16 protein-coding genes and 1 tRNA gene are annotated in these 21,075 nt (G+C 62.7%); 6 read left to right on the top strand and 11 right to left on the bottom strand.

Annotated features, from left to right (window positions below; genetic code table 11):
• Positions 1 to 119: 119 nt before the first annotated feature.
• Complete coding sequence (locus C3F38_RS03905) at positions 120 to 608, bottom strand: FxsA family protein (RefSeq protein WP_019453406.1); 489 nt, start codon at positions 606 to 608, stop codon at positions 120 to 122.
• 369 nt (positions 609 to 977) lie between these two features.
• Between C3F38_RS03905 and aspA the strand changes: the two genes are divergently transcribed.
• The 6 genes from aspA (at position 978) to C3F38_RS03870 (ending at position 7,154) form a co-directional block, all read left to right on the top strand.
• Entirely contained in the window at positions 978 to 2,414 is a 1,437-nt protein-coding gene (gene aspA, locus C3F38_RS03900; RefSeq protein ID WP_004929659.1) for an aspartate ammonia-lyase, read from the top strand.
• Positions 2,415 to 2,663: 249 nt separating this feature from the next.
• Positions 2,664 to 3,965, top strand: a complete 1,302-nt coding sequence (locus C3F38_RS03890; protein WP_038879248.1) for an anaerobic C4-dicarboxylate transporter — start codon at positions 2,664 to 2,666, stop codon at positions 3,963 to 3,965.
• 109 nt (positions 3,966 to 4,074) lie between these two features.
• Positions 4,075 to 4,398: a divalent cation tolerance protein CutA gene (gene cutA, locus C3F38_RS03885; protein WP_004929657.1), complete on the top strand. Its 324-nt coding sequence runs from the start codon at positions 4,075 to 4,077 to the stop codon at positions 4,396 to 4,398.
• Positions 4,374 to 6,095 (top strand): protein-disulfide reductase DsbD, encoded by a 1,722-nt coding sequence (locus tag C3F38_RS03880; RefSeq protein ID WP_047729307.1) that lies wholly within the window; start codon positions 4,374 to 4,376, stop codon positions 6,093 to 6,095. The genes cutA and C3F38_RS03880 overlap by 25 nt, the downstream gene beginning before the upstream one ends.
• Positions 6,096 to 6,342: 247 nt before the next feature.
• On the top strand, positions 6,343 to 6,918 hold the full coding sequence (locus C3F38_RS03875; protein ID WP_016929381.1) for a transcriptional regulator: 576 nt from the start codon (positions 6,343 to 6,345) through the stop codon (positions 6,916 to 6,918).
• 160 nt (positions 6,919 to 7,078) lie between these two features.
• Positions 7,079 to 7,154: transfer RNA gene (locus tag C3F38_RS03870), tRNA-Phe, on the top strand.
• A gap of 234 nt (positions 7,155 to 7,388) precedes the next feature.
• Here the strand turns inward: C3F38_RS03870 and C3F38_RS03865 are convergent.
• The 10 genes from C3F38_RS03865 to fes form a co-directional block, all read right to left on the bottom strand.
• Complete coding sequence (locus C3F38_RS03865) at positions 7,389 to 7,769, bottom strand: hypothetical protein (protein WP_038879301.1); 381 nt, start codon at positions 7,767 to 7,769, stop codon at positions 7,389 to 7,391.
• A gap of 158 nt (positions 7,770 to 7,927) precedes the next feature.
• On the bottom strand, positions 7,928 to 8,548 hold the full coding sequence (locus C3F38_RS03860; RefSeq protein WP_038879304.1) for a DUF2238 domain-containing protein: 621 nt from the start codon (positions 8,546 to 8,548) through the stop codon (positions 7,928 to 7,930).
• A gap of 121 nt (positions 8,549 to 8,669) precedes the next feature.
• The gene (locus tag C3F38_RS03855; RefSeq protein WP_369916763.1) at positions 8,670 to 9,689 is read right to left on the bottom strand and encodes a PQQ-binding-like beta-propeller repeat protein; all 1,020 of its coding nucleotides are present in this window, start codon (positions 9,687 to 9,689) and stop codon (positions 8,670 to 8,672) included.
• 105 nt (positions 9,690 to 9,794) lie between these two features.
• The gene (locus tag C3F38_RS03850; protein ID WP_004930014.1) at positions 9,795 to 10,655 is read right to left on the bottom strand and encodes an isochorismatase; all 861 of its coding nucleotides are present in this window, start codon (positions 10,653 to 10,655) and stop codon (positions 9,795 to 9,797) included.
• Positions 10,656 to 10,658: 3 nt separating this feature from the next.
• Positions 10,659 to 12,287, bottom strand: coding sequence for a (2,3-dihydroxybenzoyl)adenylate synthase (locus C3F38_RS03845; RefSeq protein ID WP_055317214.1), 1,629 nt, complete (start codon positions 12,285 to 12,287; stop codon positions 10,659 to 10,661).
• A 7-nt stretch (positions 12,288 to 12,294) separates the two neighbouring features.
• The gene (locus C3F38_RS03840) at positions 12,295 to 13,500 is read right to left on the bottom strand and encodes an isochorismate synthase (RefSeq protein WP_055311772.1); all 1,206 of its coding nucleotides are present in this window, start codon (positions 13,498 to 13,500) and stop codon (positions 12,295 to 12,297) included.
• 385 nt (positions 13,501 to 13,885) lie between these two features.
• Complete coding sequence (gene entS, locus C3F38_RS03835) at positions 13,886 to 15,142, bottom strand: enterobactin transporter EntS (protein WP_055317215.1); 1,257 nt, start codon at positions 15,140 to 15,142, stop codon at positions 13,886 to 13,888.
• A gap of 177 nt (positions 15,143 to 15,319) precedes the next feature.
• A complete protein-coding gene (locus C3F38_RS03830; RefSeq protein ID WP_060433530.1) occupies positions 15,320 to 19,264 on the bottom strand; it encodes an enterobactin synthase subunit F in 3,945 nt (1,314 codons plus the stop codon).
• A gap of 32 nt (positions 19,265 to 19,296) precedes the next feature.
• Complete coding sequence (locus C3F38_RS03825; protein ID WP_055317485.1) at positions 19,297 to 19,503, bottom strand: MbtH family protein; 207 nt, start codon at positions 19,501 to 19,503, stop codon at positions 19,297 to 19,299.
• A complete protein-coding gene (gene fes / locus C3F38_RS03820) occupies positions 19,478 to 20,857 on the bottom strand; it encodes an enterochelin esterase (RefSeq protein ID WP_164491938.1) in 1,380 nt (459 codons plus the stop codon). The genes C3F38_RS03825 and fes overlap by 26 nt, the downstream gene beginning before the upstream one ends.
• Positions 20,858 to 21,075: the final 218 nt, after the last annotated feature.

Genomic DNA, 21,075 nt, shown 5'->3' with positions numbered 1-21,075 from the left:
TCGTGGGATTTGAGATGGGGGCGTTCCAGCCCCCTTCAAGGGGGCTAACGAAAAAAATTTCGCATTTTTGGTCGTGCGGATGCTGCAGAGATGAAAAACGCGGCCTGAGCCGCGTTTGCTTAACGATCGTGGGGCTTGCGCTCCTCGTCCGGGCGGTGTTCCAGCACCGGGCGTTCGTCGTCCTTGCGCTGGAATTCGCCGTCGAAGGTGTTGCCGTTAGCGGCGTCGCCGCCCGTCCAACCGCCGGGGCGATAAACCGACAGATGTGGCATCAGCTTCAGCGTCAACGATTTTTGCACCGGCGGCAGCAGCAGCAACAGGCCGAGGAAGTCGGTGAAGAAGCCCGGGATCAGCAGCAGGAAGCCCGCCAGCACCAGCGAAACGCTTTTCACCATTTCCGCCGCCGGGCTTTCGCCGGCCGCCAGTTTTTGCTGCATCTGCACGAAGGTTTTCATGCCCTGATTGCGCACCAGCGAAATGCCGACGCAGGAGCTGAACACCACCAGCAGCAGGGTGACAGCCACGCCGAGCACGGCGGCGACTTTGATAAAGATGGATATTTCTATGTAAGCCAGCAGAAATATCAGCAGTAGCGGTAACCAGCGCACCTGGTTCTCCTATTGGTAGGTAAAGCACGGCCGCCACGGGGCGACGGCGCGAAAAAAGAGGCCGTAAACGGCCGACACCATTACAATGAGGGCGTCACCCCACCATTTCAACCGAGAGCCGGTTTTTATTGCTAAAGTTCACAAACGTGAAAGAAGTCACAGAACCGGAAAAGGGCATATCCTTAAACACCATAAGGTGATCTGGATTCAGTCATTTCTTACCAACCAGCATATGATCTGGGCAGCAACGGGCGATTTGGTTAATCGTTTCACGCCCCAAGCCTTCGGCAATATTAATTTAGGCTGTGCCCTTACTAGCCTTAACCTGACAAATTATTAATTCGGCAGCAACACATAGAGAAGGTTCTCATGTCAAACAACATTCGTATCGAAGAAGACCTGTTAGGAACACGTGAAGTCCCCGCAGACGCTTACTACGGAGTTCACACTCTGCGTGCGATTGAAAACTTCTACATCAGCAACAGCAAAATCAGCGATGTCCCCGAGTTCGTTCGCGGCATGGTGATGGTGAAAAAGGCCGCGGCGATGGCCAACAAAGAACTCAAAACCATCCCGCGCAAAATCGCCGACGTGATCATCCAGGCCTGCGACGAGGTGCTGGATAAAGGCAAATGCATGGATCAGTTCCCGGTGGACGTGTTCCAGGGCGGCGCAGGCACCTCGCTGAACATGAACACCAACGAAGTGCTGGCGAACATCGGCCTGGAACTGATGGGCCACCAAAAAGGCGAATACCAGTACCTGAACCCGAACGATCACCTCAATAAGTGCCAGTCCACCAACGACGCCTACCCGACCGGGTTCCGCATCGCGGTGTACGCCTCCAACCAGAAACTGATCGATGCCATCAACCAGCTGCGCGAAGGCTTCGACCGCAAGGCGAAAGAGTTCGAAACCATCCTGAAAATGGGCCGCACCCAGCTGCAGGACGCAGTGCCGATGACCCTCGGCCAGGAGTTCCACGCCTTCAGCGTGCTGCTGAACGAAGAGACCCGCAACCTGCACCGCACCGCGGAGCTGCTGCTGGAAGTGAACCTGGGCGCCACCGCCATCGGCACCGCGCTCAACACCCCGGAAGGCTATCAGCCGCTGGCAGTGCAAAAACTGGCGGAAGTCAGCGGCCTGCCGGTGGTGCCGGCGGAAGACCTGATCGAGGCCACCTCCGACTGCGGCGCCTACGTGATGGTGCACAGCGCGCTCAAACGCCTGGCGGTGAAACTGTCCAAAATCTGCAACGACCTGCGGCTGCTCTCCTCCGGCCCGCGCGCCGGCCTGAACGAAATCAACCTGCCTGAGCTGCAGGCGGGATCGTCCATCATGCCGGCCAAAGTGAACCCGGTAGTGCCGGAAGTGGTCAATCAGGTGTGTTTCAAGGTGATTGGCAACGACACTTGCGTTACCATGGCGGCCGAAGCGGGCCAGCTGCAGCTGAACGTGATGGAGCCGGTGATCGGCCAGGCGATGTTCGAGTCGATCCACATCCTGACCAACGCCTGCTACAACCTGCTGGAAAAATGCATTAACGGCATCACCGCGAATAAAGAAGTCTGCGAACACTACGTCTTCAACTCGATCGGTATCGTCACCTATCTGAACCCGTTCATCGGCCACCATAACGGTGACATCGTCGGGAAGATCTGTGCAGAAACCGGCAAGAGCGTGCGTGAAGTGGTGCTGGAACGCGGCCTGCTGACCGAAGCCGAGCTGGATGACATCTTCTCCGTGGAGAACCTGATGCACCCGGCCTATAAAGCCAAACGCTATACGGATGAAAATGAACAATAACAGACCTACCCGGTAGCCCTGAAAGGCACGCTAAATCCTCTGGATAGCGTGCCTTTTTACTTTCCGGCGCCCACAAAATTTTAACGTTTTATTTTCAATTTACACCCTAAATCATTGGGACTGCATCAAGGCGGCAAGCGCGCAAGTCCCCAGGAGCTTACTCAAGTAAGTGACTGGGGTGAGCGCTCGCAGCCAACACCGATGCAGTTTCAAGGATGACGGGAAATCTCATTTTAAGGAGTAAACACTATGCTAGCCTTGGAATTGGTTATCGTTCTGCTGGCCATCTTTTTAGGGGCCAGGTTGGGCGGTATCGGTATCGGGTTCGCGGGGGGATTGGGCGTTCTGGTCCTGGCGCTGATCGGCGTCAAGCCGGGCAGCATTCCCTTCGACGTCATCTCCATCATCATGGCGGTGATCGCGGCGATCTCCGCGATGCAGGTCGCCGGGGGGATGGACTATCTGGTGCAGCAGACCGAAAAGCTGCTGCGCAAGAACCCCAAGCACATCACCATTCTCGCCCCTATCGTCACCTACTTCCTGACCATCTTCGCCGGCACCGGCAACATCTCGCTCTCGGCGCTGCCGGTGATCGCCGAAGTGGCGAAAGAACAGGGCATCAAGCCTTGCCGCCCGCTGTCGACCGCCGTGGTGTCCGCCCAGATCGCCATCACCGCCTCGCCGATCTCCGCCGCGGTGGTGTATATGTCTTCGGTGATGGAAGGCCACGGCGTCAGCTACCTGCACCTGCTGATGGTGGTGATCCCGTCCACCTTCTGCGCCGTGCTGGTGATGTCGCTGCTGGTGACCTGGCTGTTCGACTCCAAACTGTCTAACGATCCGGTGTACCTGAAACGCCTGGAAGAAGGCCTGATCACCCTGCGCGGCAACAACGCGCTGGCGATCAAACCGCGCGCCAAAGCCTCGGTGCTGCTGTTCCTGCTGGGCGTGCTGTGCGTGGTCGCCTACGCCATCATCAACAGCCCGGGCCTGGGCCTGGTGGCCAAGCCGCTGATGAACACCACCAACGCCATCCTGATCATCATGCTGAGCGTCGCCACGCTGACCACCCTGCTGTGCCGCGTCGACACCGACATGGTGCTGAACTCCAGCACCTTCAAGGCCGGCATGAGCGCCTGTATTTGTATCCTCGGCGTCGCCTGGCTGGGCGATACCTTCGTGCAGGCCAACATCGACTGGATCAAAGAGACGGCCGGCAGCGTCATTCAGGCGCACCCGTGGCTGCTGGCGGTGATCTTCTTCTTCTGCTCGGCGCTGCTGTACTCGCAGGCCGCTACCGCCAAGGCGCTGATGCCGATGGCGCTGGCGCTGAACGTATCGCCGCTGACCGCCGTCGCCTCCTTCGCCGCCGTCTCCGGCCTGTTCATCCTGCCAACCTACCCGACGCTGGTCGCTGCGGTGCAGATGGACGATACCGGCACCACGCGCATCGGCCGCTTCGTGTTCAACCATCCGTTCTTCATTCCCGGCACCATGGGCGTGATCTTCGCCGTGGTATTCGGCTTCCTGCTCGGCAGCATCATGCTGTAACGCTTCGACCGGGGCTGCGGCCCCGGTTTTCCTTCTGGCGATAAACTCGCCTTCTAGCCAATCCGCCTTCAGGGTATAGTGCCCATTCGAACCGATGAGAGGGCTGAAGATGTCTGATTGCGAAGCTGTCGTCATACTCTGTACCGCACCCGATGAAGCCAGCGCCCAGGAACTGGCGGCACGGGTCTTGGGCGATAAGCTGGCGGCCTGCGCCACGCTGCTGCCCGGCGCTACCTCGCTGTATTACTGGGAAGGGAAACTGGAACAGGAATATGAAGTGCAGATGCTGTTCAAAAGCGATCGCCGCCGTCAGCAGGCCCTGCTCGACACCCTGAAACAACATCACCCTTACCAGACGCCCGAGCTGCTGGTGCTGCCGGTGATGGCCGGAGATAAAGACTACCTGTTATGGATCAACGCTTCCTTAAACTGATTTTGCTGCTGTGCAGCCTGTTCTTCCTGCCGCAGGCGGCGCAGGCTTCGCTGTTCGCGCCGAAGGGCGGCAGCCAGTTCGTGCCTGTCGATCAGGCCTTCGCCTTCGATTTCAAACAGCAAGGCAGCCAGGTAACGCTGAACTGGCAGATCCGCCCCGGCTACTACCTGTATCGCCAGCAGATCAAACTGGTGCCGCAGCAGGCGACGCTCGGCGCCTTTACCCTGCCCGCAGGGTTGAGCCACAAGGACGAGTTCTTCGGCGAAGTGGCGATTTTCAAACAGCAGCTGAATCTGCAGGTGCCGCTGCAACAGGCGGCGGCCAACGCCAGCCTCAGCGTCACCTATCAGGGCTGCGCCGAGGCCGGCTTCTGCTATCCGCCGGAAACCCGGATCATCCCGCTGGACGCGGTCAGCGCCGGCACGGCCGCCCCGCTCCCGGCGGTTAACACCGCACCAACCGAACAGCCCGCTACGCCGGCCAGCCTGCCGTTCTCGCCGCTGTGGGCGCTGCTGATCGGCATCGGCATTGCCTTCACCCCGTGCGTGCTGCCGATGTACCCGCTGATCTCCGGCATCATCCTCGGCCGCGACCGGCCGCAAAGCAGCGGCCGCATTCTGGCGCTGGCGGTGGTTTACGTGCAGGGCATGGCGCTCACCTACACCCTGCTGGGGCTGGTGGTGGCCGCCGCCGGTCTGCAGTTCCAGGCGGCGCTGCAGCACCCTTACGTGCTGATCGGCCTGTCGGTGCTGTTTATCGCGCTGGCGCTGTCGATGTTCGGCCTCTATTCCCTGCAGCTGCCCTCGGCGCTGCAAACCCGGCTGGCGAGCTGGAGCAACACCCAGCGCGGCGGCTCGCTGACCGGCGTGTTCCTGATGGGCGCCCTGGCCGGGCTGATTTGCTCGCCCTGCACCACCGCGCCGCTCAGCGCCATCCTGCTGTATATCGCCCAGAGCGGTAACCTGTGGGCCGGCGGCGGCACGCTGTACCTGTACGCGCTGGGGATGGGCATTCCGCTGGTGATCGTCACCCTGTTCGGCAACCGCCTGCTGCCGCGCAGCGGCCCGTGGATGCAGTATGTGAAAGAGGCCTTCGGCTTCGTCATTCTGGCGCTGCCGGTGTTCCTGCTGGAGCGGGTGATCGGCGATCTGTGGGGCCTGCGCCTGTGGAGCCTGCTCGGCCTGGCGTTCTTCGGTTGGGCCTTCGCCCTGAGCCTGAGAAGCGCGCGCGGCTGGGCACGCGTCCTGCAACTGCTTCTGCTGGCGGCGGCGGTGATCGCCGCGCGGCCGTTGCAGGACTGGGCCTTCGGCGCCGATCAGGCGCAGCAGGCGGCTCAGCCGCACCTGACTTTTACCCGCATCAACAACGTCGAGCAGTTAGATCTGGCGCTGCAGCAGGCGCGGGGCAAGCCGGTGATGCTGGACCTGTACGCCGACTGGTGCGTGGCCTGTAAAGAGTTTGAGAAATACACCTTCAGCGATGCGGCGGTGCAGGCGAGCCTGGCCAACGCGGTGCTGCTGCAGGCGGACGTCACCGCCAACGGTGCGGAACAGGCGGCGCTGCTGAAGCATCTGCAGGTGCTGGGATTGCCGACGATCCTGTTCTTCGATCCGGCGGGCCAGGAGCTGACGGCCCAGCGGGTCACCGGTTTTATGAAGGCGGAAGCCTTCAACGCGCATTTGCAGAAAGTGATGTGATATACCCTATAGCTTTCGAGTTGCAGCTAGGCGGCAAGCACAGGAGTCCCCAGGAGCTTACTCAAGTAAGTGACTGGGGTGACAAATCTGCCGGGAGCAGATTTGAACACTGCCTACAGTGGCCCCGCAAGGGGTGAGGCCCATGGAGGGGCCGAATAACGGTGAGCAGCCAACAACGCTGCGGCTCCAAAGATGACGGGTATAATAAATAACACTGAGGATCTGAACTGAAGAGGAGGAAGCACAAGTGCAACGTGAACACGTCCTTGATACCGCGCTGGGCCTGTTGGAACAACAGGGCCTGGCGACCGCCACATTAGAGATGCTGGCGGAAAAACTCGACGTTCAGCCCGGCGATCTCAAACGGTTCTGGCCGGATCGCGAAGCGCTGCTGTACGACTGCCTGCGCTACCACGGCCAGCAGATCGACACCTGGCGCCGCCAGCTGCTGCTGGATGAGAACCTGAGCCCGCAGCAAAAGCTGCTGGCGCGCTATGACGTGCTGGCGGAATACGTGCAGCAAGACCGCTACCCCGGCTGCCTGTTTATCGCTGCCTGCAGCTTCTTCCCGGAAACGGATCACCCGATCCATCAGTTGGCGGAGCAGCAAAAGCTGACCTCGCTGGAGCTGACCCGCGAACTGCTGCGCGAAATGGACGCCGACGACGCCGACATGGTGGCGCAGCAAATGGAATTGATTCAGGAAGGCTGCCTGAGCAAACTGCTGGTAAAACGCCAGCTCCAGGACGTATCGGTCGCCAAACGGTTGGCGGAAGACATCTTGCAGGTGGCACAGTGCCGCCGCAACGGGGCGCTGAGCTGAGCAAACCGCGCTTGCGGCGCCGCCAACCCAAGGCGATAGCCGGAACAGGCGCATTTTTTGCGCCCTTTGCCTGAAAAGCCAGCAACCGGAGGCGTTTTAACGTCTTTCACGCATAAAGCCGTTGACGGCCATCGGCCAATACGGTTTAATGCTGCCCGTTGCCCGGATAGCTCAGTCGGTAGAGCAGGGGATTGAAAATCCCCGTGTCCTTGGTTCGATTCCGAGTCCGGGCACCATATTCAGAGAACCCAGCCTATGGCTGGGTTTTTCGCTTTCTGGAGTACGGACTCTCCATCGAACTGCGTTCGATTATTCGGCCTTAAGGCCTCACCCTACGGGCCAACGCTAAAGCGCTGTTCAACGCGGCGCCAGCGCCGGTTGTCCGAGTCCGGTCGTCCTATTCAGAAGAACCCGCCTATGGCGGGTTTTTCGCTTTCTGAAGTACGGACTCTCCATCGCACTGCGTTCGATTATTCGCGCTCTCGTTTCCTCGGCGGAACCAGCCCAATCACGGCCAGTACGCAAGATTTAGCGGCCAACACCAGATTGAGATGCCCGGGGAAAGCGACGTTAACAAACCAAAAGACCAAGAAGACCGCCAGAGAAATAGGCCAGGCGAGCACGAAGAGCCGGGTATCGCATAGCCGCTGGGCGCAAAACAACAGCGTCAGCACGATCGCCAACAGCCCGAAAGGAAGATACAGAATCAGCCTCAGGTAAGAGGCGATAACGTCGGCGAACGAGGTGTTATTGATGACGGAAATCGTTAACTTCTGAAAGAACAACGTGTCGTTGTTATAGAGATCCAAAAGATTTAGCCACGTAAAGCTGAGCCCTATCGTTAACGACATCCATACTGCATACTCTTTTCGGGATAGGGGGGTAGTGATCAAACTCAGTCTCGCATTCAAACAGCCGTTCCGAACCCATGATATAGCACAAATACGCTGAACCGGCGGTAAACGCGATTAAATGCGGCTCCCGTCAGCCACGCCTTTGTTGCCAAAGTTTATCGGCGCAGGCGGCGAATTTGCCGATCTTGCCAGCCGGCGAACAGCAGCAAGCCACATAGCGCGCCGAGCAAGGCGCAGAACATGTCGGACTGGGTATCCCACGGGTCGCCCTGGGTGCCGAGAAACTCGTCGGCGCCCTGGCCCAGCGCCAGCGCCGCCCACCATTCGATCAGCTCATACACGGCACTGATGGCCAGCGCGATGCAGCACACCACAAAGCCCAGCATCTTGCGGCCCTGCACATAGCCGCCGCGCAGCAGGATCTCGCGCGCCACCAGCGCCGGCACCAGCCCCTGGAAGAAATGCCCCAGTTTGTCGTACGGGTTGCGGCCAAGATCCAGCCACTGCTGCACCTCAAACCCCAGCGGCACGCGGGCGTAGCTGTACATGCCGCCGAAAATCAGGATCAGCGCATGGAAGAAAATCAGCGTATAGAGCAGCGGCGTCAGCGGATAACGGCGATGGGTCAGCCACAGCAGCGGCAAGGCGATCAAAACCGGCGCCACCTCCATCAGCCAGGTGGTGCGATCGTAAGGGCGGATGGCGCTGTGGATCAGCGCGGCCAGCAGCAGCAGGGTGATAATGGACAACAACAGCGGGGTGCGCGAGGCGGGCATAACCAACGTTCCTTCAGATTAACGGATCAATGCACTCTTTATACCGCAGATCCTGGGGCGAAAAAAAACAGGCGGAGCGTCGCCGCTTCGCCTGTTCGGTGTGCGCTTATCCTGCGCGGGATTACTTCAGCGCTACGCGGATCACGTCGTCCGGCGCGGTGGCTTCTTTCTCGCGGCTGGAAGCCTGCTTGACGCTGACGTACAGCGTCTGGCCGTCCGGCGACAGCGCCAGGCTGTTCGGGTGGGTCGGCGTCTTGATGGTGTTCAGTACCTTGTAGCTCTTGGCGTCGATTACGCTCACTTCGCCCGCCTGGCGATGGGTGACGTAAACTTCATTGCGCGCCGGGTTGAACAGCACCGCCAGCGATTCCGGCACGTCGATCTTGCTCAGGATGTTGCCGTTGCGGGTATCCACCACCAGCACCTGCGGCTGCTTGGAATCGGTGATGAACGCGCGATGGGTAGCGGTATCCAGGCTGATGTTCAGGAAGAAGTGCTCTTTGGACTCATCCAGCTTCTTGCGCGACAGCACCTTGTTGGATTGGGTGTCGATGGTCACCAGCTCGCCGTCGGCGTTGGTGACGTACAGGCGCTTGGCGGCGGCGTCCAGCGCCAGGCCGGTGCCGTATTTGCCGGTGTCGGTCACGGTGGCGCGCAGGGTCAGATCCTTGCCGTCCACCACCCACACCACGCTGGATTCACCCAGCCCGGTGATGTACAGGGTATCGCTGTCGGCATCCGCCACCAGTTCGCGCGGCGCCAGCGGCTTGACGGTCTCGGAACGCTTGCGCGCGTCCAGCACCAGGCGGCCTTTCACGTCGCCGGTCTTGGCGTCGATGGCGGTCACCGAGTTATTGACGGTGTTACCGAAGAACAGCGTGCCGGTCTTGGCGTTGACGGCGGCGCCGAACGGTTTGATGTCGTTATGGATAATTTGGGTCACGTCCAGCGTGGTCGGATCCAGACGGTAAACGATGCCGCCCTTGTCCAGCTTGCGGCTCTGCGACGTCGCCAGGTAGAGCGCGTTCTCGCTCGGGCTGTAGGCCATTTCATAGGCGCCCTTGCCAACCGGCTTGCGCAGCACTTCCGGCGCGGTCTGCGCCAGCAGCGTATTGGAGAACAGCAGCGTGGACAGCAGCATCAGCGGGAATGCCGCACGTTTTCCCTTGGTGATCAAAGTATTCATCAAAATCTCCTTATAGAGCCAACGGGGCGGCCACTCGGCCGCCCTCTCTCGTTATTAAAATCAGGCTTTCTCTTCGGAAAGCAGCGCCCACCAGCTGTCGATGGTCGGGTTGCGCGCCAGCGCGATAAAGTCGATGTCGCCGCGGATCTTGCGCCAGCGGGTCGCCAGCTCCATGATGCGCACCGAATCCAGACCGTAATCGATCAGGTTCTCATCGTTGCCCATGTCTTCGCTGTCTTCGTCAAGCAGCGGCAGGATCTGCTGACGCAGCGCATCGATGCTGGCGATACCGGCAGCCGGCAACAGAGACGCGGTGGTCACCACCCGGCCGCAGCGGCCGGCGGTGTAACGCAGCGCCATCAGGTGTTCGTCGCGCGAGAAGTCCGCCAGGCCGTCGGCCACCATGAACGGCTGGATGTTGCGCATGAAGGCGTCGATGGCGGTGGTCAGGCAGCCGATGTGCGCATACACGCCGCAGATAATCAGCTGATCGCGGCCGGACTCCTGCAGGATCTCCTGCAGCGGCGAGCGGTGGAAGGCGCTGTAGCGCCATTTCACCAGCACCGTGTCGTCTTCGTCCGGCGCCAGCGCGGCGGTCACCGCCTGCTGCTCAGGGTGTTTGTTCAGGCCCGGCCCCCACATGTCGTTCAACAGCGCGCGATCTTCATCGCTCTGCTGGTTCGGCTGCGCGGTATAGAACACCGGAATGCCCTGCTGTTTGCAGTAGCGGCGCAGGTTGGCGATGTTCTCCACCACCTGTTTAATCAGCGCGCTGTCTTCGCCCCAGAAATTGAGGAAATACTGCTGCATGTCGTGGATCAGCAGCGCGGCGCGCTGCGGTTCTACCTGCCAGGTGACTTTATTTTGCGGCAGTTCGTCCGCCGTCGGCAGCGCGTAATCATTAAGTTTTGGAATGGCCATCGATTAATCTCCCTGAGCCTGAGTCTGTAGTTGCGCGTCGAGCTGCTGGCGCAGCCGTTTTTTGTCCACTTTGCCGACCGGGGTCAGCGGCAGGCTGTCCACCTGAATAAAGCGATCCGGCAGTTTGAAATCCGCCACGCCCTGCTCGCGCAGGTGGCGACGCAGCACCACCGGCTTCAGCGGCGCGTTGGCGATGATATAGGCGCAGCTCTTCTCCCCCATCAGCGCGTCCGGCATCGACACCAGCGCGGTGTTGATCACGTCCGGATGACGCAGCAGCAGGTTCTCGATCTCCTCGGCGGCGATCTTCTCTCCGCCGCGGTTGATCTGATCTTTCTGCCGCCCCTGCACGGTGATGTAGCCGTCTTCGCTGATGCTAATCAGATCGCCGGAGCAGTAGAAACCGTCGGCGTCGAAGGCGTCGGCGTTGTGCGCCGGGCTCTGGTAGTAACCGCGGAAGGTATAAGGCCCGCGCGTCATCAACCGCCCGACCTCGCCCGCCGGCAACGGATTGCCGTCGTCATCCGCCACCCACACTTCGTCGTCCGGCGACATCGGCCGCCCTTGCGTCGTCAGGATGTGGCGTTCGTCGTCGTCCAGCCGGGTGTAGTTCACCAGCCCTTCCGCCATGCCGAACACCTGCTGCAGTTGGCAGCCGATTTCGTTCTGAATGCGCGCCGCCAGCGTTTCGCCCAGCTTGGCGCCGCCCACCTGCAGCAATTTCAGGCTGGCGAGTTGGGCATTGCCGCCCCACTCTTCGATCGCCTGCAGCCACAGCGTGACCGCCGGCGGCACCAGCGCCGTCACGTTGATTTGGTGCTGTTCGATCAGGCGGAAGCACTGCCCGGCGTCCGGATCGGCGGCGAACACCACCAGCCCGGCGCCATAAAAGACGCCCAGCACGCCCGGCGAACTCATCGGGTAGTTGTGCGCCACCGGCAACGCGCACAGATAGCGGGTCTGCGCGTCGAAACGGCAGATCTCCACGCTGCGGCGAATGCTGTAGTAGTAATCATTGTGGGTGCGCGGGATCAGCTTCGGTGTACCGGTGCTGCCGCCGGAAAGCTGGAAGAACGCCACCTGATCGGCCACGGAAGGCTGCGCGACGAAACCGACGCTCGCTTCGTCCAGCCAGGCGGCCAGCGCCAGCTCGCCCTCGGGCTGGCTGCGCAGCGCCACGACCCGCAGCGAAGGATGCGCATCGCGGAAGGCGTTCAGGAATTGATCGTCGGCAAACAGCCCGTGCTGGCGATCGGCGATCAGCAGCGCCGGTTTGATCTGCTCGGCATAGGCGTTCAGCTCGCTGCGCTGATGGCTGAACAGCGCGTTGACCGGCGCCACGCCAATTTTCAGCAGCGCGAAGAACACGATATAGAACTCCGCCACGTTGCCCAGCTGGACCAACGCGGTGTCGCCGGATTTCACGCCGCGGCGCAGCAGAGCGGCCGCCAGGCGATCGGAACGCTGCTGCAGCTCGCGGTAGGTCAGGCTGCCCTGGGCGTCGATAATCGCCGGGGCGTCGTTGTTGGCCTGGCGGTCGAGGATCTCGGTCAGCGGCTTGTCAGTCCAGTAGCCGCGTTCGCGATAGCGGCTGGCGAACTCCGCCGGCCAGGGGGTAAAGGCAATGCTCATCTTGTCGTTATCCTTGATTCATACCAAAGGCACGCAGAATGGTGCTGAGTTTGGTGCCTGTTTCATGCCATTCAGATTCGGGTGAAGAGTCTTCCACGATGCCGGCGCCGGCGAACAGCCGCACCCGGTTACCGTCAACGGTGCCGCAGCGGATAGTCACGACCCACTCGCCGTTGCCTTCATCGTCGCACCAGCCGACGATGCCGCCGAACAGGCCGCGATCGAACGGCTCCAGCTTGCCGATCAGGGCGTGCGCCTCGGCCGTCGGCATGCCGCACAGCGCCGGCGTCGGGTGCAGCAAGCAAGCCAGCGACAGGGCATTTTCGTCTGGAGACGCCGCCTCGCCGTCGATCGGTGTAGAGAGATGCCACAGCGTCGTGGTGGTCAACAATTCAGGGGTGTGCGGCACGTTCAGGTAGCGACAGCGGCCGGCCAGCACGTCACGCATGCTTTCGGTGACGATGCGATGCTCGTGGCGATCCTTCGCCGAGGCCATCAGCCGCTCTCCCACTTCGCGATCGCGCTGCGGGTCGGCCTCGCGCCGGGCGGAACCGGCCAGCGGATTGGAATAGAAACGGCCGCCGTCCTGGCGCAGCAGCAGCTCCGGGCTGGCGCCCAACAGCGCGCCCTGCTCCAGCGGCACATGGAAATGGAAACCGTGCGGGTTCTGGGCAATCACACGCGCCATCAGCGCATGGCGATCCACCGGCTGGCGCGTTTCGATCTCCAGCAGGCGTGACAAGACCACTTTATCCAGCTCACCGGCCTTCATCGCGTCGACGGCGTCGCTGACCATCTTCATAAACGGCTGCTGCGGCGGCAACTCCGTCACGCCGGCCAGTTCAGGGCAGTTCGCCGCCGGCTGAACGCCGGCCATAAAGGCGGCGCGATCGAACCAGCGGCTCTGCTGCGGAATAAACAGCGCCGAAGGCTGCCGGGTATCGAACGGGATGGCGCCGCACAGCAGCGGTTTTTTGATGCCGGCCTGACGGGCCTCGGCAAACGCCCGCCGTACGCTGCGCTGGAACTCGCCGTTCAGGTCGGCGCCGTCTGCGGCCGGCAGGCGAATGCGGCTGAAACAACCGGTGGTGGTCAAGCTGCGGAAAGGAGAGGTAAAGAAGAAGCCCGACGCCGGAGAAAAATCAGCGGCGAACCGGTGTTCTTCGCGCTCCTGCATTTCCTTTCGATTGATGTCGTTCACGGCAGTAACCATCGCTTCGCCCTCAATAATTTGAAGTGATAACCAATATAATAATGATTATCATTTGAGTTGATTCCGCGCTAAATTACTCGCCGATATTTGCTATGTCAATAAACGTAAGCACTTCTTTCATTTCGAAATCATGACATAAACGCTGTGGGTTTTACGCATGCCGATGATAAGCCAGGCTGCGCCCCACCCTTAACCGTGGCGCCGTCGCAGACCCAAAGGGCTGGGGCCATTTGGACGCGCATCGGTGTTGCAAGTCGCTTATTTGGCCCACCAAACCTCACGACTCGCGCCTTGCTGCGCGCCCAAATGACCGCCAGCGGCGCTCACGTGCAAGGGTGGGAGCAGCCTTTTATTTGATCCCACAGCGTTGTCTTAACGCGTTCGACTACTTTTCTGTGGCGGGCTGTGGCTCCGGTTTGTGCAGCGTGACTTGGCGCAAACCGGTCATGGCGAACAGCAACAGGATGCCGAGCACCGCCGCGCCGAAGCCGAAACCGCTGGCGCTCATCGCCGGCGGCATGAAGGCGCCCATCGCCCCCAGCAGCAATGCGCCCAGCGCATCGCCCACCACATTCTGCGCCGTCCACAGGCCGTTGATGCGGCCGAGGAAGTTGTCCGGCGTCAGGCTCTGGATCAGGCCGTATTGCAGCAGCGAGTTCAGCGCGCTCAGGTAGCCGAACGCCACCAGGCACAGCAACGCCAGGCTGTACCACGGCATCAGGCCGAACAGGCCAATGGCGGCGAACGCCGCGATCGCCGTCAGCAGCATCACCCAGCCGGGGCGCGCCACGTGCGCCACGCGCCCGCTGGTGAACGCACCGATGGCCGCGCCGAGCGGCACGGCGGCGTACATATAACCGAGGTGGGCAGCGTCGATGTGCCAGCTTGCCGCCATCGCCGGGTACAGCACGCGCACCGCGCTGGCCATGGTCAGCAGCGCGCCGATCAGCGCCACCATGCCGATCACCTTGTTCTGGAACAGGAAGGCGAAGCCGCCCGCCAACGCGCGCAGCGGGTGTTCACGCGGCTGCGGCGGCGGCATCAGCTGCGGCAGGCTCAGCAGCGGCAGCAGCGTCAACAGGGTGCCAAACGCCGCCAGGCCGTAGTTCCAGGCAATGCCCATATGGGCAATCACCAGGCCGCCAATCGCCGGGGAAAGAATCGAGCCGAAGCGCACCGTCAGCATGCTGATGGCGCCCGCCTGCACGATGTTTTCGCGGCCCACCAGCGCCGGCGTGGCCGCCAGCAGCGCCGTCACCCCCACCGCGCCGAAGAAGCCGTCCCACACCGCCAGCAGATAAATGGCCGCCAGCGAAGGCGACGGCAACAGGGCGTTGAGGCACAGGCCGATGAAGCCGACGCCGCAGGTGGAACGCGCGAACAGGATCAGCCGGCGCCGCTCATAGCGATCGGCCAATACGCCGCCCATCAGCAACCCGGCGAACATGCCGCCGCCGGCCAGCGTCACCGCCAGCCCGACCTGCAGGGTGGAACCGGTCAGCGCCTGGATCTGCACCGGGATGGCGATCGCCATCAGCCCCAGCGCCACAATGGAGATAAAGCGCGCGCAGAATACCGCGCGGAAAGCCCGGTTGGTTTTCAGCAGGCTAAAATCAAGCAGGATGGAGGGTTTGCTACTCATCGGTTGTTCACCACATCTTTAAACGGGGATTCTGCAGTTGCGGGGCGCTATGCTAGCACAGATGACGAAATCAATAATGATAATAAAACTCATTGATATTCAACTGTGAGCAACCGCAAGAAACGCCGCCACACGCGGGGTAATTCCCCGTGCCTGGCGGCGAGATGACGGGCGCGATTACAGCGTGCGCAAGATCCGGTTCAGCAGCGGCCCCAGCACTTTGAACGACGCCGGCGAAACGATATCGACATGCGCGCAGTCCAGCTCGTGCGCCTGCAGCGCATCGACGTACTGCGACCAGGTCTGCTGCACGTCCATCCCTTCCTGCAGCGTGCGTTTGGCGACGAACAGCGTCGCCTGGCCGCGGAAGCGGGCGGTACGCGTGTGCGACAGCAACCGCACCGAATCGGCGTAGTTGGCTTCGATGTTGTCGAACATCGCCGTGCGCGTCTCGCCCAGCGCCGGATCGAGCGTATCCTGCGACACCGCCAGGAACTGCTCGCGCTCGCGCTGCACTTCCTTCAACACGTTGTCGTCCAGCATCACGTCCCAGTTTTGGGTCTCCGGCGGATAGGTATCCAGCAGGCCGAGGAACGCCACCTGCTCGCCGCGCGCCTGCAGCCGGGCGGCGATGCCCTGCGCCAGCGTGCCGCCCAGCGAGTAGCCGATGAAGTGGTACGGCCCGTGCGGCTGTACCTGCAACACCGTCTGCAGGTGGGCATCCACCACCTGATCCATATCTTCGCTCAGCGCCAGCGGGCCGTCCGGCCGAGGCGACTGAATGCCGACCAGCGACCAGTGCTGATCGAGATAGCGCGGCAATACGCTGAACTGCCAGGAGAAACCGGACGCCGGATGCAGACAGAACAGCGTCGGCCCCTCGGTGACGCGCAGCGGCAATACGCTGTCGAAGCCGCTGCGATCGGCCTCTTCCTGCGTGCGATCTTCCGCCAGCAAGGCAGCCAACTGCTCAACGCGCGACGCCACCATCACCTGGCCGACGGACACCGCCTTGCCCAGATCGCGACGCAGCTCCGCCGCCAGCCGCATCGCCAGCAGCGAATGGCCGCCGAGCGCGAAGAAATCGTCGTCGGCGAACACCTGCTCGCGCTGCAGCAAGCGGGCGAACACCGCCGCGATCTCGCTTTCCAGCCCGGCCTGCGGCGGCCGTCCTGCCTTGCGTTCACCGCCCTGCGGCTGCGGCAAAGCCTTGCGATCCAGCTTGCCGTTGGCGCTCAGCGGCAAATCACTCATTTCCACCAGCGCCACCGGCACCATGTGCGGCGGCAGACGGTCGGCCAGCGCCGCGCGCAGGGCTTCCGCATCCCAGTTCGCGCCAGGCTGCATCACCAGATAGCCCACCAGCTGGCGCGCATCGCCGCCGGCATCCACCGGCGTGCCCTGCAGCACCAGCGCGTGCGTCACCGCCAGGCGCACGCCCGGCAGCGACAGCAAGGCATGGTCGATTTCGCTCAGCTCGATACGCTGCCCGCGGATCTTCAGCTGATCGTCGCTGCGGCCCAAATATTCCACCGCGCCGTCCGGCAGCCAGCGCGCCACGTCGCCGGTGCGGTACATGCGCCCGCCCTCGCCGAACGGATCGGCGACAAAGCGGCTGGCGGTCAGATCCGGTCGGCCAAGGTAGCCGTGCGCCAGCTGCACGCCGGTCAGATACAGATCGCCCGCCACGCCCGGCGGCACCGGCCGCAGGCGCGCGTCAAGAATGCGCAGCCCGGTATTCCATACCGGCAGACCGATCGGCACGTTGGCGCCGGTCACCTTCGCCAGCGCCTCGCCGTAGGCCGGATGCCAGGTCACGTCCACCGCCGCTTCGGTCGGGCCGTAGAGGTTGTGCAACGGCACCGCCGTGCGGCTTTGCCACAGGCGGCACAGCTCCGCCGGCAGCGCTTCGCCGCTGCAGAACACCTGGCGCAGCGCGGCGCAGCTCGCCACCGCCGCGTCGTCGTCCAGGGCGGCCACGAAAGCCGCCAGCATCGACGGCACGAAGTGCAGCGTGGTAATGCGATGTTGTGCGATCAGCTGTTGCAGCTGCTGCGGGTCGCGATGCGCCTCCGGCGGCGCCATCACCAGCCGGGCGCCCACCATCAGCGGCCAGAAGAATTCCCACACCGAGACGTCGAAACTGCACGGCGTTTTCTGCAGCACCGCGTCGTCCGCCCCCAGCGGATACTGGTGCTGCATCCACAGCAAGCGGTTGACGATCGCCTGATGGCCGACCAGCACGCCTTTCGGGCGCCCGGTGGAGCCGGAGGTAAAGATGATATAGGCCGCATGGTCCGGCGTCGGGCCCGCGATCGCCACCCCGGCGGCGTGATCGGCCGCCAGCGGCGCGTCATACAGCAAGATTTCGCCCTTGTCGGCGAAACGCGCCTGCTGCGCCGGGTTGGTGATGACCAGCCGCGGCGCGGCGTCTTCCAGCATCATCGCCAGCCGCTCGTCCGGATAACCGGTGTCCAACGGCAGATAGGCGGCGCCCGCTTCCACGATCGCCATCAACGCCAGCGACAGGAACACCGAACGCGGCAGCGCCACCGCCACGATGTCGCCCGGCCGCACGCCCAGCGCCACCAGCTCGCGCGCCAGCGCCGTAACCTGCTCGCGCGTTTCGCGGTAGGTGAAGCTGAAATGCGCATCCGCCAGCGCCGGCGCGTCCGGCGTGGTTTGCGCCTGCTGCGCCAGCAGCTGGCTCAGCGTGGTCGCCGGTACCGGGTGCGCCGTGTCGTTGACCCGCGCCAGCAGCGCGTGATCGTCGGCGGTCAGCATATCGGCTTCGCCGATCGGCAACGCTGCCTGCGCGGCGAACTGCGCCAGCAGCAGCGGCAGCCGCTGCAGGTGCGCCTGCAGTTCCTGGCGGCTGTAACGCTCGGCGTTGGCCAGCAGCTCCACCTTCAGCTGATGGTGTTCGTCGATAAACAGCGCAATCTCCAGATCGCGCACCGGCCCGGAGGCCAGATCGTGGGTGATGCCTTCGATACCGGCGAAATCCAGCTGGTAATCGAACATTTTGAAGTTGAAGACCGTGCCGTACAGCGGTTCGCCGTCGCCGATGCGCCCCAGATCGCGCTGCACCTGTTCGGCGTCGTAGCGCTGATGGCGGCGCACCGTTTTCAGCTCGCGGCTGATGCGGGCGGCGGCCTCATACAGCGTGGCCTGCGGCTCAAGGTGCATTTCCATCGGCAGCACGTTGATCACCGGGCCGGCGGCGCACAGGGCGGCCGATCCGGTACGGCGCATGAAGATAAAACCGGCGCTGAAGCTCGGTTGGCCGCTCAGGCGCGATACCCACAACGCCAGCAGCGCCACCGCCATATCGGCGGCGTTCAGCTTCTGCTGCGCGCCGCACTGCACCAGTTCGGCGAAGGCCTGCGGATCGCAGCGCTGTTCCAATCGATGGATGCGCGGCGTGGGGGTTTGCCCGGCCAGCGGCTGCGGGCAGAGCGTGGCCGGCGGCGGCAGCTGCCGCGCTTTTTCGAGCCAGAAATCGGCGTCGCGCTGCCAGGCCGGCGCCTCCCGGTAAGCCTGGTATTCCGCCACCACGTCGCTGAACGCCGTGAAAGGCGTCGGTTCCAGCGCGTCGCCGCGGCAAAGATGGGTGTATATCGCTGCCACGCGGCGAGCGATGGCGGTGAAGCTGAAACCGTCCACCAGCAGATGGTGATAGCGCTGATACCAAAACCAGCGGTCATCCGCGAGGCGCATCACCACATGGCGATACAGCGGCGCGCCGCTGCCGGCGCGCAAATCGCTCGCCAGATCGATGTCCATCAGCGCGCGCGCAGCGGCTTCGGGGTCCGGCGACGTCGTCAGATCGACAAGTTCCGGCTCGTGCACCGCCAGCGTGTTATCCCACCATTGCACCGGCACGCCGTCGCGTTCCGCAAAACGCAGGCGCAGCATGTCCACCTCGCCCAAGCCCTGGAGGATGGCCTGCAGCAAGAGTTCCACGGCGACGGGGCCGTTGAGTTCGATGGCGTGGGCCACCGCGTAGGCATTGCGATGCGGGGAAATTTGATCGGCGACCCAGATGCCGGGTTGCGCCGCGACCAGCGGCCATTCGCCCGCAAGCGCCGGGCCGCTGAGAGAGTTAGGGGTGTGTGACACTGCTTATTGCTCCCGTGATTACCTGGCGCCGGTCACGCCTCGCGTGCTGCGACCGGCAGAATGTCTTGCCAATGCTGTTCCAGCCACTCGGCGCACGAGTTGCGCGCCGCCGGGCCGAAGACGATCGTCCACTCGGACGGAATGGCGCGGAAATCCGGCCACAAACTGTATTGTTGTTGTACGTTGCGCAGCACCAGGCTGCGCTGCTGTGGATCATCGAACGGATTCAGGCTTTCCATCATGTGTTCCTCGTGCCGTTGCCGTCGCCGATGCCGGATAAGCGGTGGCGAAAGCGGAAGCCCAGACCGCCTGCAGCCCGTCGGTCAGGCCGCTGCGCCAGCACAGCGCGTCGTGCCCGCCTTCCACCACCCGGTAGTGCACCCGATGGCCGGCGTCGCTCAGGCGCGCCGCCATTTCGCCGCTGACCCGGTGCACCAGCTTTTCCTGCGAACCGGCTTCCATAAATACCTTCAGCGCGCCGTGGTTGCCCAGGCCGTGCCGTTCCACCTGCTGCATCAGCCAACAGGCATCGTCGGGAATGCTCGGCAGCTGCAGCATGTCGCGCCGCGGCCACCAGTAGGAACCGGACTGAGCGATCACCGCGCCGAAGCGCTGCGGCCAGCGCAGCCCGGCATACAGGGAAGCCAGGCCGCCAAAGCTTTGCCCCGCCACCACCGTATCGGCCGGTTTGCCGCTGTGCGGCGCCCAGTCGGCCAGCTGCGGCATCAGTTCTTCCTGCACCGCCAGCCAGAAGTCGTCCTTACAGGTCAGTTCGCGCGACCGGTGCGGCAGATCGATAATGTCGATCAGCACATACACCGCTTCCGGCAATGCCCCTTCGCGGGTCAGCTGCATCAGTGGCTCCCAAACCGGCATCTGCTTCGCCCAGAACTGGCCGTCGAGCAGGATAGCCAACGGACGCTCGGCCGGCTTGCTGTCGCCGGTGGTGTAGATCCAGACGTCGCGGCTGTTGCCCAGGCGCTCGCTTTGCCAGGTATGGCGCTGCAAACGCGCCGGCAGCGGTGGCGTACAGCGCCCGCTGGCGATCTCGTACTCGTCGAACGAGCGCCATACCGGCTGCGGTGGCGCATCCGGCATATGCAGACCGGAGACGCTGTGGCCGCTGGCGCTTTGCCAGGAGCGATACGGGTTGAGCAGATCGGGGGTGGCGCTGGCGAACACCTGGTGCCACCAGTGGCGCAGGTTGTGCATGTTGGCGTGCGCATCGTCGCCGCTGAACGCCGGCGGCCGCTCGTCAAAGCAAGGGATAAAGCAGTAGCTGCCGCGCCAGGCGCCGCTCAGCTCGGTCTGCCAGTACCACACGTCGGTGCCGGCCAAACGCTGCAGGCTTTGCGGCGGATTCGGCTGATGGTGGTCGGTCAGGCAGTTGATGTTGATCCACACGCGACGGTAGGCGGAGGTCAATTCGCATCCCTGAGGATCGCGCCAGAAAAAGGTGGCTCGCCAGCGTCCGTTACCCGCCGGTTCTACCCATGGCGTACCGCGTCGTGCCACCGTCAACCACCACCCTGGACTGCCCGCATTGCTGCTGGCCAATAATCTGCTGCTTTCTGACTGTAGTTCTGTATTCACAACGCCTACCCATTTTGTAGTTGGCGGCACCGGGAACATCGACCTTTCCCTATCGCCGGCCACCGCCCGAACGCACTGTACGCCAAATACTATTGATAATAATTTGCATTTGCAATAGTGTGTAAGGCTTGGAGATCGTGCTGGTATTGCGCGCAACGGACAGGGATCGGGGATACATCAATGGCATCCCTTGCCGCAGCCGATTTTCTATTTCCGAC

This window comes from Serratia sp. SSNIH1 (assembly GCF_002935055.1).
GTDB classification, from domain to species: domain Bacteria; phylum Pseudomonadota; class Gammaproteobacteria; order Enterobacterales; family Enterobacteriaceae; genus Serratia; species Serratia nevei.
This window is presented reverse-complemented; position numbering and strand designations above follow the sequence as displayed.